Source organism: Agarivorans sp. DSG3-1 (assembly GCF_046774965.1).
GTDB lineage: Bacteria > Pseudomonadota > Gammaproteobacteria > Enterobacterales > Celerinatantimonadaceae > Agarivorans.
Genome location: NZ_CP177241.1, coordinates 821,580 through 834,236, shown reverse-complemented (window position 1 = coordinate 834,236; position 12,657 = coordinate 821,580). Strand labels below are relative to the sequence as shown.

At 45.4% G+C, this 12,657-nt stretch carries 12 protein-coding genes; 5 read left to right on the top strand and 7 right to left on the bottom strand.

The features are described 5' to 3' along the window. The first annotated feature begins 63 nt into the window (after positions 1-63). On the top strand, positions 64-957 hold the full coding sequence (locus ACLD71_RS03885; protein ID WP_411993086.1) for a LysR family transcriptional regulator: 894 nt from the start codon (positions 64-66) through the stop codon (positions 955-957). A gap of 2 nt (positions 958-959) precedes the next feature. Here ACLD71_RS03885 and ACLD71_RS03880 read toward each other — a convergent pair whose 3' ends face one another. Beyond that, on the bottom strand, positions 960-1,709 hold the full coding sequence (locus tag ACLD71_RS03880) for a hypothetical protein (protein WP_137674073.1): 750 nt from the start codon (positions 1,707-1,709) through the stop codon (positions 960-962). Between the two features lie 102 nt (positions 1,710-1,811). After that, on the bottom strand, positions 1,812-2,705 hold the full coding sequence (locus ACLD71_RS03875) for a LysR family transcriptional regulator (protein ID WP_137674072.1): 894 nt from the start codon (positions 2,703-2,705) through the stop codon (positions 1,812-1,814). Positions 2,706-2,834: 129 nt separating this feature from the next. Here ACLD71_RS03875 and ACLD71_RS03870 point away from each other — a divergent pair, with 129 nt between their 5' ends. Beyond that, positions 2,835-4,049: a DUF3179 domain-containing (seleno)protein gene (locus tag ACLD71_RS03870; protein ID WP_411993084.1), complete on the top strand. Its 1,215-nt coding sequence runs from the start codon at positions 2,835-2,837 to the stop codon at positions 4,047-4,049. Positions 4,050-4,257: 208 nt separating this feature from the next. Continuing rightward, positions 4,258-6,084 (top strand): ABC transporter ATP-binding protein, encoded by a 1,827-nt coding sequence (locus ACLD71_RS03865; RefSeq protein ID WP_137674070.1) that lies wholly within the window; start codon positions 4,258-4,260, stop codon positions 6,082-6,084. Between the two features lie 44 nt (positions 6,085-6,128). On the opposite strand, the gene ACLD71_RS03860 is transcribed toward ACLD71_RS03865, so the two are convergent. After that, positions 6,129-6,764 carry a hypothetical protein gene (locus ACLD71_RS03860; protein ID WP_137674069.1) on the bottom strand — a complete coding sequence of 212 codons (636 nt, stop codon included), beginning with the start codon at positions 6,762-6,764 and terminating at the stop codon, positions 6,129-6,131. Positions 6,765-6,904: 140 nt separating this feature from the next. On the opposite strand from ACLD71_RS03860, the gene ACLD71_RS03855 reads away from it, so the two are divergent. Then, positions 6,905-8,164: a sensor domain-containing diguanylate cyclase gene (locus tag ACLD71_RS03855; RefSeq protein ID WP_137674068.1), complete on the top strand. Its 1,260-nt coding sequence runs from the start codon at positions 6,905-6,907 to the stop codon at positions 8,162-8,164. A gap of 159 nt (positions 8,165-8,323) precedes the next feature. On the opposite strand, the gene yegD is transcribed toward ACLD71_RS03855, so the two are convergent. Next, positions 8,324-9,691, bottom strand: coding sequence for a molecular chaperone (gene yegD, locus ACLD71_RS03850; RefSeq protein ID WP_411993081.1), 1,368 nt, complete (start codon positions 9,689-9,691; stop codon positions 8,324-8,326). 90 nt (positions 9,692-9,781) lie between these two features. After that, complete coding sequence (locus ACLD71_RS03845; protein WP_411993079.1) at positions 9,782-10,210, bottom strand: hypothetical protein; 429 nt, start codon at positions 10,208-10,210, stop codon at positions 9,782-9,784. A 159-nt stretch (positions 10,211-10,369) separates the two neighbouring features. Here ACLD71_RS03845 and ACLD71_RS03840 point away from each other — a divergent pair, with 159 nt between their 5' ends. Further along, positions 10,370-10,708 carry a hypothetical protein gene (locus ACLD71_RS03840; RefSeq protein WP_201798754.1) on the top strand — a complete coding sequence of 113 codons (339 nt, stop codon included), beginning with the start codon at positions 10,370-10,372 and terminating at the stop codon, positions 10,706-10,708. Positions 10,709-10,721: 13 nt separating this feature from the next. Here ACLD71_RS03840 and ACLD71_RS03835 read toward each other — a convergent pair whose 3' ends face one another. Further along, on the bottom strand, positions 10,722-11,639 hold the full coding sequence (locus ACLD71_RS03835; protein ID WP_411993077.1) for a transglutaminase domain-containing protein: 918 nt from the start codon (positions 11,637-11,639) through the stop codon (positions 10,722-10,724). A 13-nt stretch (positions 11,640-11,652) separates the two neighbouring features. Continuing rightward, the gene (locus tag ACLD71_RS03830) at positions 11,653-12,525 is read right to left on the bottom strand and encodes an AraC family transcriptional regulator (protein ID WP_411993075.1); all 873 of its coding nucleotides are present in this window, start codon (positions 12,523-12,525) and stop codon (positions 11,653-11,655) included. Positions 12,526-12,657: the final 132 nt, after the last annotated feature.

Below are 12,657 nucleotides of genomic sequence, written 5' to 3'. Positions count from 1 at the left end.
AGTTTTTATCGTATGAACAAATTTTGTTTGTTAACCTCGGGTTAGCGGGAAAGGGGCTATTGAATGGATGTAAAAGTATTCCGAACGTTTTTGGAGGTGGCCAAAGTTAAGCATTTTGGGCGAGCTTCTGAGAACCTGTATATCACCCAAGCGGCGGTGAGTGCGCGGATTAAACAGCTAGAAAGTTTTTTTGATACTCAATTATTTATTCGAGATCGTAACGCCATAAAACTCACCAGTTCTGGCGAACGTTTAATTGCCTATGCCGAAAACATGGTGCGTACTTTAGAGCAATCTAAAGCCGAATTACTGTTGAGCAAAGCACACGCTATTCAGCTTGCGTTAGCGGGTACGCCGAATGTGTGGGACGCTTATTTGCAGCATTGTTTAAGTGTGATTACTGATACCTTTCAAGGGTATGCGTTTAGTGCCGAGAGTTTAGGCCGTGAGCACATGCATCGAGCGTTGGTAGAACGAACCCTTGATATTGGGGTGGGGCTAGATCAGCTAAAGTCTGATGAATTAGTCTGTAGTAAGGTGGCAGATTTGGAGTTGGTGCTGGTCTCTACTCAGCGGCAGAATCAGCTATCGGCGTTAGCGAAAAGCTATGTGTATGTAGATTGGGGAACACGATTTAGCTCTGAACATGCTTCTCGACACAGCAAAATGCCGCCACCGTTTTTGCGCACCTCTACCGGCCGAATTGCTTTAGACTTTATTCTGGAAAAAGGCGGGGCAAGCTACTTGCCTGCTTCTATGATTGAACCCTTTATCGACAGCCAGCAATTGTTTTATGTTGAAGATGCTGAGCCTTGGTTACAACCTGTGTATTTGAGTTACCGTAAAGACTCGGCGGCACTGGACCAGATTAAGCAAGTTGAAAAACTGCTGGATAAAACTGAACCTTCTACCGCCTTTATTTTACAGCAGGCGGGTGAGCTGCCGCCTGCTGATTAAACCTACGCGACTAAAGGCGCGGCTAAGGTAAATTCAATGAGGCTGTCTTTTGGCAGCTCTATGTCGTTACCTTGGGTGAGTACCGATGCGCCAACCCCCACTTTAGCCCCATTTTTCGCGCCATCACTGCCGTTAATTAAGCCACCAATAGCAGCCGCACGTGCGGTTTTTCCCACGGTGTCACCGGCGGTGTTAGCGCCACTAGAGCTTAGTATGTCGGTATGAATATCGTGCATTTGGTCGTTAATAAGAATACTGGTTAGGGTGATGGCCATGTCTGCGGAGCCGGCAATTCGACCGGCTTTTTTCACTTCACTCAGCTCGCCATAAACAGTACTACCACGCTTAGCTACCACCGTATCGCCCGACATTAAGTTGGCTTCTAAGGTTGCGGTGAAGCGCTGGCCAGTTTCATGCTGGCGAGTATTCACGCTTTCGCTCATGCGAATAGTAAGAATAGTGCCTGCTGGAACTTCTACCGGTTCATTCGAGGCTTGAGAGGTAACCGGTTCTTCTGCGGCAGGTGCAGGAGTCACGATGTTATTGGTGTCGTTAAAATCAATGCTGGCCACTTGCTCAGTGGGTAATTTAACTTCAATGCCTTGCATGTCTAACACTAATGTTTCGGCATTTTGCGACACAATGTCGCCTTGCAAAGCGCGGCCGTCTTTTAGCTGAATGTTGGCTGCATGGGCTGTGCTGGAAATCAGGCCTGCAAAGATAAGGGCGTAAACAGAAGTTTTAATGTTCATTAAGTAATACCTGCAATGTGCTCGTTAAGATGGGCACAGTGTAGGCAAACCGTCAGCCGCGAAAAATCCCTCTCGATGCAATGCATTGTTCCAATTTATGAACTAATTAAACTTAGCTTCTAAAAAACGTTGTAGCTTGTCGATAAATATCCTCACCTTGGCTGGCAAGAATTTTCTCGAATGGTAGATGGCATAAATGTAGCCACTCAGTTGCTGCGGGTGGGCGTAAGCTTTTACTAGCTTACCTTGTTGCACTAACTCTTTAGACAACATATGCGGGACCAAGGCGATGCCTTTATCTTGCAAGCATAAATCTAAACCCAATTCTGGATTTTGCACACTAAAGAAGGGAGAAATAGCTTGCTGCACAATCTCGCCTTGGTAGTCAAAACGCCAAAAATGAACCGGGGACTGGGACACGGAATTAAAGATAATCTGATGTTTTTCTACATCGCTGGGTTGTTGCAGCAAACCATGTTTAGCGATATAGGCAGGGCTTGCATAGTAATCGTATTCAACAATGGATACACGACGCGCAATTAGCGAAGAATCTTTGGGTTCGTCAACATGAAACATAATGTCGTAGCGAGTGGTGGTTTGATCTTCTTGGCGACCTTCGCTGCTAAATGCTTCAAATTTTAACTCGGGATAGTCGTTAATCATCTCTATCACCACTGGCCAAAAAACACGTAACAGGGTATTGGGGATAAAGATGCTTAAGGTGCCGCTGGGTTCGTCGTTTTGCTGCTGGGTATCTTGTTCTAAACGCTTAGCTTGCTCGATTAAACTCTGGCAACCTTGCAGATAGTTTTCTCCCACTTCGGTAAGGCTTAACTTGCGGGTGGTGCGGGCCAGCAGTTGCACACCAAGGTGTTTCTCTAGGTTGGTGATACGTCTACTAATGGTTGATTTTGGAATGTCTGTTGCGTCAGCCGCTTTGGTAAAACTACCGTGTTTAGCTAACTGAACAAATAGATCCATATCTTCTAAATTCACCTGGCGATCCTTGCAAGCTTGATTTGTTCCATTATATGCAACAAAGGGTTTTGATGTCGTGGATTTTTCTCATTGTTCACAAAACCTACACTGGCTGCAGTTTAATGAGTTTATTGAATTGAGGTGTATATGTTATCTAGTGTATTGATTAGTGCGGGCTTGGCGGTGGCGATGTATTACGCCTTCATTATTTTTATGGAGTTAGGCGACTTTGGCCAATGGGTGGTGAAGTCTACTCGGAAAAAAACGATGCGGGCCTGGCACAAGCGTAAAAGCTTGAGTCGCAATACCTTAATCAGCTTGGCTGTTGCTTGGTTGGGGTGGCTGTTGCTGGCTAGCCACATTTCATTGTTAATGATGCTGGTGGTGAGTGCCATTATCTTAGTGATGTATTTTTCTGGGGCGATTAATCCAGACATTATGATGCGTGCTCGCCAAGAAAATGCGGTATTTTTAAGCCCTGAGCAAGCAGCACAGTTTTATCGAGATGATGAAAGTGTGATTGTTTATGAGCATAACGGACAAGCGCGCGCTCATTCTGATAGGCAGCTGGTGCGGCCACATGTGGTTGGTGACCAAAAACATGGGCAGTCTAATGTTGTTATGACCTATTGTGGTTTAACCAATTTGGGCATGGCGGTAGTGCCAGAGATTAATGGCCAAGCTTTATCGCTACGCCCGGTGCTGCAGTTAGAAAATAACTTGGTAATGGCTGATGCCAATACCGACCAACCAGTACAGCAGCTTTGGGCTCGCAGAGAATGCGATATTAATGCTGGGATTGACGGCGAGATGCAGCAAGTGGCGACGTTTAGAATGCCCTTTGCTAAGTTTAAACAGGCTTACCCAGAAGGCTTGGTATTTGTGAACGACTACCAAGAAAAAGGCATGCGAGTGACCTTTTGGGAAAACCCCGTGGTATTTTTATACGACCGAATGATTGAGCTTATTTTTGGTCTAGCGATTAATGCTCAACACAACTTAGACAAACCGGTTTTTCCTACCATTAAGCATGTTGATAAACGCTTACCTAGCAAACGTTTGGTATGGGCGTTTAATGTGGGGGAGCACTACATTGCCTACACCGAAGAGTTTGTTGTAAGCCAAGGTGGTGTCGTTAACCTGGTGGTTGATGGGCAAAGCATTGTGGTGAACTATGACCAAGAGATGCAAAGTTTAGGGGTATTTTACAACCCCAGCAAACAGCCCGTTAAACAACTCGATTTTGCCGGCTACTTAGAAAATGGTAAGCAGTTGCAGCGTGTTGAAACGCTAAAAGCGGGGATCTTTTGGATTGTATGGGCAAACTTCTTTCCTCAAACCGAGCTAAATCCCAATAAATAGTGAAGACATTGATCGCTAGGTGGCAATGTAATAAAGGTCAAAGTGCTTTCTTTGACCTTTTTCTCAGTGGCAATGGGCGTTTTATTGGTAATGCTAATAATTTGTCGCTTATTGGTCAGCAAGGCTGCGCATCACTGACTAATTGCGCTACAGTACAATCACGAGTTAATTCGTTGTAACCCTGAGATTTATTACAAGGAATGTTTTAATGTTTAGTTTTTTTGAGCGGCTTACGGTCGCTTTCCCAAAACAAGAGCCTGAGCAACCCCCTAAAGGTTTATACCAGTTTTGTATGCACTATTGCGCAGGTATGGGCAAACCACTGTTAGTGATGTCTGTGGTATCGGCGTTAATTGCTATTTGCGAAGTCGCCTTATTTGGCTTTATGGGCCAGTTAGTTGATTGGCTGGGCACTAAAGATCCTGCCACTTTCTTAACTGAAGAGGCTAGTAGCTTGTGGTTAATGGGGATTACCTTATTAATTATTATGCCGCTGCTGATTTTGTTGGATTCTTTAGTGATTCATCAGGCCTTGTTGGGCAATTTCCCAATGGCTATTCGCTGGTCGGCTCACCGCTATTTGTTGCGTCAAAGCGTGAGCTTTTTTGCTAACGACTTTGCTGGTCGAGTTGCGACTAAAGTGATGCAAACGTCTTTGGCCGTGCGTGAAACCGTGATGAAGCTGTTAGACCTGATGGTTTACATCTTAGTGTACTTTTTCTCAATGCTGGTGCTGGTCGCACAGGCCGATATTAGGCTTATTTGGCCAATGCTGTTGTGGTTGTTGGCCTATATTGCGATTCAATTGGTGTTTGTACCACGGCTTAAGCGGATCTCTACTGAACAGGCCAATGCCCGCTCCTTAATGAGTGGTCGTATCGTTGATAGCTACACTAATATTGCTACGGTAAAACTGTTCTCACATAGCCAGCGTGAAGCGGATTATGCTCAAGAGGGCATGAATGGCTTCTTGGTTACTGTTCATAAGCAAATGCGCTTGGTGACAGGGCTTAACTTTTCGGTGCAGTTATCTAACTATTTACTGACCTTTGGTATCTCGGCTTTATCTATTTATTTATGGACCTTAGGTGATGTATCGGTAGGCGCGATTGCAGTGGCGATTGCTTTGGTCTTGCGCCTTAACGGGATGGCGCAGTGGATCATGTGGGAAATCAGTTCACTATTCGAAAATATTGGAACAGTAGCCGATGGCATGACAACCTTAACCACCGAACAAACCATTACCGATAAAGCGGATGCTAAACCGATTAAAGTGACAGAAAGCCGTATTCATTATCAAGATATTCGCTTCCACTATGGTGAAGAGAGTGGCGTGATTGATAAGCTGAATTTGAGCATTAAAGCCGGTGAGAAAATTGGTTTAGTAGGGCGCTCTGGCGCGGGTAAAACCACCCTTGTAAATTTATTGCTGCGTTTTCATGATGTAGAGGGCGGCGCTATTTTGATCGACGATCAAAACATTAGCGAAGTGACCCAAGACAGCTTGCGCGCCCAAATCGGCATGGTGACGCAAGATACCTCGCTGCTGCATCGCTCGGTGCGCGACAACATTTTGTATGGGCGACCTGATGCTAGCGAAGAGCAAATGATTACCGCAGCCAAACAGGCCAAGGCGCATGATTTTATTTTAAGTTTGACCGACCAAGATGGTCGTACTGGCTACGATGCACACGTAGGTGAGCGTGGAGTTAAGCTCTCGGGCGGACAGCGCCAGCGAATTGCGATTTCCCGAGTTTTGCTTAAAGACGCGCCTATTTTGGTATTAGATGAAGCTACCTCTGCGTTGGATTCAGAAGTGGAAGCGGCGATTCAAACCAGTTTGAATCATTTGATGGAAGGTAAAACCGTGATAGCGATTGCCCACCGTTTATCTACCATTGCGGCGATGGATCGCTTAATTGTGCTCGACCAAGGTGAAATTGTTGAGCAAGGTACTCATGCTGAGTTAATTCAAGGCGATGGTATCTACAGCCAATTATGGTCACATCAAACGGGTGGCTTCTTGGGAGAGTAATTTGTTTAGTGAATAAGCGAGGCCAGCCAGTGAGCTGGCCTTTTTTATTGCCTAATGTGTCGCTGCTTAAAACGTGGTGTTTTAGGGGTATCTAAGCGAAGCAGCAATGCTTGGTTTTGAGCCGATGTTTGTTCTACTAATTGAGCGGTGACTTTTAAGCTACTGGCTAGCTGATTGAGTTGGCTGGTGGCAGTAATTACTGCCCGGCTGGTGGGGGCCAGCACAGTAAAATAAATAGCCACTAAAGCAACGATAATAATCAGCACTAGGGCCGCCAGAATAATCACTACCCAACGCTGAATATTGTTAGAGAGTTGGTCAGCTAGATGAATAAGCGGTTTGGTGCTTTTAGCTACGGTATTGGGTAATTGCTGTAGGCTGGTATCAAGCTGCTTACTCAATTGTTCTACCGCTAAAAAAGCACGTTCGAACTGCTGCTGTTGTTGCTCGCTCATCTCTGGGTTTGCTGCTAATTGGTCGATGCTAATAGCAATGTCGCTAAGTGCTTGCGATGCTTGCAGAGCTGCTTGCTCTATACCCACTACTTCTACATTTAACTGCATGTTAAGTTGGGGAGGGTCGAGCTCTGCTGTTGCTTCAGTGTCGCGGTCAGCTGCGCTGAGGGGGAGAATTAAACTTAAACCAATAAACAGCATTACAGTTTTGATCACAGCTAACACTTCGTGTCCTTACCAAAAGAATCGCCACAGAGTATTTAAATGTAACAGTAGTATTAATTAAGTGATAGTTAGGCGCGCTTATTTGAGTTAGCGCTAGAGCCTGACTACGCTTTAAAGATACTTAGCAATAGTAGGTGCGTATGGGTAAGGTTAGTGATATTAGCGCTTATTATGGAATGGTGATTCATCGTAATTTTGTGCCCTTGTTTGCTGACGACCGTTACGCCCAAATGTTTGGTTACGAATCCGCAGAGCAAATACTGGCGCTACCTTCACTGCTCGAACTGATTGCTGAAGACGATCAGCAAGGGGCGATTAATGCCTATGAATCGGTTATCAGTGGCAAAGCTAGGCCAAAAATCCGCGTCTTTGAAAATACCAAAAAAAATGGAGAGCAGTTTTCTGTGCTCACCATCGACCATGTTACCGAGTGGCAAGGCCAACCTGCTTTGCAAATTACCTTGGTGGATTTTTCTCAGCAGATAGAAGCCGAGAAGAAATTACATGCTAGCGAACAACGTTATCGATTGTTACTAGAGTCGTCGCTACAAGGCATTGTGGTGCATCGTTTTTTTGAGCCGCTGTATTGTAACCAAGCAATGGCAAATATTTTGGGTTACGACAGCCCGGAAGCGGTGCTTAAGTTAAGTAGCTTGCTGTCGTTAATTCCCGAAGAAAACCAACAAAAAGCGATTCAGCTACATGAGCAATTGATTCAAGGTCGGGTCGATACTAATAGTGTAGTGACAGAAAATGTCCGTCGAGACGGCACCTCTGCCTGGATACACATCAGTGAGGCGGTAGTCAGTTGGAATGGTAAACCTGCGGTGCAGTCGGTAATGATGGATGTAACACAACAGCATCAGGATCAGCGCCGTTTGGAGTTTCAGGCTAATCATGATTCCCTCACTGGTTTAATGAATCGTCGCTCCATGAGTAAAACCCTGATTGAGGAATATGCAGTGAGCAAACGCTCGCTTCAACCTTTATGTTGTATATTGCTCGATATCGATAACTTCAAGCAAATCAACGACCAGTATGGTCATTCGGCGGGTGACGAAGCACTGCGGATTTTTGCCATCGAAAGCCTAAAAGTATTACGCAACGGAGACTATTTAAGTCGCTGGGGCGGCGAAGAATTTTTATTGTTGCTACCTAATACCTTACAAGAGCAAGCGTTGATTATTGCCAACCGAGTACGCGAGCATTTAGCGAGTTTTAAGGTGGAAGCTGAGGCTAGCGTGAAGTTTTCGGCAACCGTAAGCATGGGCTTAGCCATGCTTACGGTTTATGATGTGAGCCCAGAGGCGTTAGTTGCGCGAGCAGATAGTGCGTTATATCTCGCTAAAGAAAAAGGCAAAAACCGCGTGGAATTGGCTCCGCAGGTTTATGAGTTATAGGACGTAAGCAAATATATAACTAGCCCGAATAAGCCATCTCTACCTATGGCTTGGTGAGCCCAAAGCCGTTGAACGCTTGAGCAAACAGTACTTTATGTTGAGTTAAAGAAAGGGCTAAATCGTGAGGAAGTAGCCCTTCAGGTTTATCAGTTATAGGGCTTAAGAAAAAATGTGGTTAGCCCACAGGGTCAAGCCACTGGTGACACTACCAAAGTTATCACCACTCACTAACGGCGCTTGATAGCGTTGCGCCAAAAAGTTTTTAATCATCGGTGAGTTAGCACTACCACCGGTTAAAAATATCGCATCGGGTTGGCAAGCAGCTTGGGTAATAACATCATCACTTAACATGGCGATGCTGTTAAGTAAGCGCTCGGCCGCTTGTTGATAAGCTGTTTGCTCAACCGTTACTTCGAGCTGTTCTGTTAAATAACCAAGATCTACTACGCTTTGTTCACTGCTGCTTAAGGCTATTTTGGCTTGTTCTGCAGATGCACTCATTTGGTAGGTTAATCGCTCATCACTGAGGCGCAGCAAACCTTTAAGGGGCGATAATTGCGGCTCTTTGAGTAAGCGTTGTAATAACAAGCGGGTATCTTTCTCATAAAAGCGAGTTTGCGCTGGAAAATCGTTAATAGCGGCAGCATCCCAAAACGGTTTAATAGGCATGGGTTGGCCACTGGCCAAGTGAAGTTTTGCGCCAAGGCTTGGCATTAAGGTTTCAAAGTTGAGGGCAATATCAAAGTCGTTACCGCCAATTCGCTCGCCGTTGTAACCCAGTACTAGGTTGTTATGATCGCGAGTAGCGAGATAATCGGGTCCCATTACTAACATTGATACGTCACTGGTACCGCCACCAATATCAATCACTAGCACGCGTTTTTCTTCGCTTAACTGTTGCTGATAGCTCAGTCCGGCCGCCATGGGTTCGAACAAAAACTCAACTTGCTTAAAACCAGCAAAGCTGGCGGCATTGTTTAAAATAGAAATGGCTTGTTGATTACTCAGATCGCTGTTCAAACCTTGGAAGTTAACCGGACGGCCAATCACCACTTTTTCTAGCTCAGCTTGGCCGGTTTGTTTTACCTGCTCAGCAATGTGCCACATCATAGCGGCGGCAATGTCTTCAAACTGCTGCTGTTGACGTTCGCGAATACCACTAGCGCCTAAAAATGATTTGGGCGAGCGCACGTAATAACAATCGGCGGGATCGATAAGATATTCTTTAAGTGCTTGTTGGCCAAAGCTTAAATGCTCATCGTAACCATCTAACTTGAGTTCTTTGATTGAGCGTAAGCTGGCGCTTAACTGGTTTACGCGGGCTTGCTTGTAACGCTCGGCTTTGCCTTGCTGCTCTAGTTGCTGATAGAGCCAGCCACAAATCATTTCAGATTGAGGGGCAAATAAGGTTGAGGACATGTAGTTACCGTGTTCGGGTAACGCCACCAACTGTGCTTGTTGGTCCTGCATGATGCCTACGGCACAGTTAGATGTTCCAAAGTCGAAACCAGCAATAGATTGACTCAAGGTAGGCGCCTCGTACTGATAAAAAGGCCGCGCAGGGTAGCAAATTTACGGTTGCGGGTACAGCAGCCTAAGCGGCTTTATTGTAGTCGTTTATAAGGCGAGGTCTGCATCGACCAGCGTGAGTAGGTAGTTTTCTTTGCTATTGCTACTTATCGTGTGTTGCCAGTCTTGGTCTGTGACTTGTTGGTATACCGTGCGCATACCGTCGCCTAAATCAGCTTGAATAGTGAATTGCTCAAAGCTAGCTGAAGGCGGGTTATTAGCATTAGCAATATCAACAAACTCTAGCAAGCTACGGCGTTCGCCGGGGGCGATAGTGCCGCTAAAAGGGCTAGCGCCAAGAGTTATAACTTGCTGATTTAGCGTAATGCTAAGGCTGAAGGGGTAATTACTCAGGTTTTCGATGGAGTAACTACTGTGCAGCGTGTAGTTTTGGTCGGTTAGTGGTTTGTCGCTATTGCAGGCGGTAACACCCAACAATACTGCTAGCCAAACAATGTTGTTTTTAACGCTAAACATCTATCAGTGCTTCGTATGGTTCAAGACTCGCGGAATATACCTTAAATATGTTTTTTGTCAATTTGCTTTGTCTCCCTTTTTTCGTGGCATGTTGATGGGCTTTTGATTTAAAAATAGACTATTCCCGGTAACGCTGAGGCGCAGAAAAAGGTAGAATCTATGCTGCTTAATCAAGCTATTGATAAAAATGGAATTTATTTAGTCATGTTGTTGCAACAAGTTTTAGACGTTATCGAGTTTACAGATAGTGACCAGTTGAGTTCGGCCATTGAGCAGTTTAATCATCACGGAGTGCTGCGCAGTGATTTATTGCCTTTTATGAGTGTCGTGTTTGAAAAAGCACCAGAGCAACTGGCCAAAAAGCTAAGTGCGGTAGGGTTTAACGGCGACGTTCAAGTTGCTCAAGTAGACAACAAGCTCGGCGAGGCAAACTTTTTAGTATTCGACAGCTTACGTTTTGGTTTGTCGACTGCATTAGAATGGAGCGAAGCCTGCTAGTATGCCTAAGCACTCAGATTGGGTTATTGAGTGGCAGAGGTTCCTTGGTTGTTAGTTCAGCAAGCAAACTACTAATGCTTTGAGCCTTTCTCCAGTTCCAGTTTTTAGGTAGAGCCACCTTAGGGTGCTGACTTAGTTCAATGGCTAGTTGGCTATTGGAGGTCGCGCTGGCCATGGCAAGTGTATCTAATAATTCAATGTCATGGGTTTTAACGCTGTGATGTAAGTAGTGCGCTTGTAAACCCCAACCACAGTCCCACGCCAATAATTCAACTTTACTCAGGGCAAAAATGTCTCTGATTACATTGCCCTGTATTATCGGCCAACCCTTAGAACTCAAAATGCCGTGTTGCTCGCTGAGTAGTGGATTTAGGCGACAGTCTTGCCAAGCTTTTCCGGCAAAAATGAACTGTTCTTGTGGAACATCGAGTGGGTCAAATTGAATATTCAGAATATCTTGTTGAATAAGGTCTAGTTGGGCGTCCACCATCACCCAGCGCTGTTGTGATTGGTGCCAGTATTCGCATATCCAGTGGTCTTCAAATCGGTACATGCCTAGGTAACGCGCAAAGCCGCAACGAGCCCGCGCGGCAATGCCTTGGCTGCGTAGCAGGCTTACCAGCAGTAAACTAAAGTCTCGGCAATTTCCCATCATTCGCTGCCGTGGTGCTTTAGGCTGAAGCGCTGACTTGCTGGTATTACTTAACCAGCGAAGTTTTTGTTCCACGTTCCGTGTTTGCAATTCGTCTAAGCGAGTCTGAAAAGGCGTGGTTAACTGATAGTGCTCAAGCCAATAGGGGTGAATCAAGTTTTGTTGAACCATGGTTATTAAGCTTTGTATATCAGATCGGCAATCTTTAGCTTGCGCTAGGTAATGCTTAGGATCGCTGGTTGCGCTATGGCTGGTGTAGTAAACAGTGGGCAGATTCATGGATAGATCCCGTTTATAACGAAGCTTGAATGGGCAAATAGATGTCGGTGTTTAAGGCGTCTGGCTGAAGGTTTTGTGGTTGCTTATCTAGATAAAACTCTAAACACACACTGTCGCGCAACTGGTAGTTGGCTAGAGGCAGCCAATGCAATAACAACACTTGGTAGCTACTCAAAATGTGCTGGTAAGTGCCGTGGTGCCTTAATTTTGCATAGGTGCCAGCGGGTAACTGCTGCTGTTGTAAACCTAGCTCTACCAATAAATTCGCTGGCAGAGTGTTGCTTTGACTTAAGCAAGCGTCAAAACGTATTTGCTCAGAGTGAGTCACGCTAGGGTCATCGTGAGGCAAACCAATTAACTGGCTATCCTCAATTGCGAGGCCGAGTTGCTCACAGCGCTGAAATAGACCTTGGCAAGCTAGCGGAGCAGCCTCTAAGTAACGGCCACTGGTGCGATAACTGAGCACTGATATAGCAGGGAGTTTTACCACTTCTACCTCAGCAGCCGATAAGGGGGTATGGGAAGAAAGTATTGGCTGCTCTGATTGCGTTGTCACATTGCTCTTTTGTTGCCTTGCCTGATTTGGGCTTTGCGCAAACTGCAATTTAAAGGCTTTGTTATAGGATGATTGGTTTTGATAACCACTGCGGTAAGCTATTTCACTTAGAGCTAAATCGGTGTATTGCAGGTGTTTAATGGAGCGCTCAAGCAATAAGCGTTTTCGATAGGCATAAATGCTCTCGCCAACATAAGCTTGGAATAAACGACAAAAATGAAAGGCTGAGAAACCAGCGAGTGACGCAAGCGTAGCGATATCTAGTGCTTGGTCTAGAGTACTTTCGATATGCAGCTTTACTTGGCGAATGCGCTCACTTTGGCTTGTCATTTTTTGCTCAAGTCATTGATTTGAGATCAGTTTAGCCAGATTCAGACCAAGATTCTTTTCCATTCTTGCGCAATATAGAGATTTTGTCGCAGGGCTATAAATACCGCCGCATTAGTCGCTATTTAAGGCTAG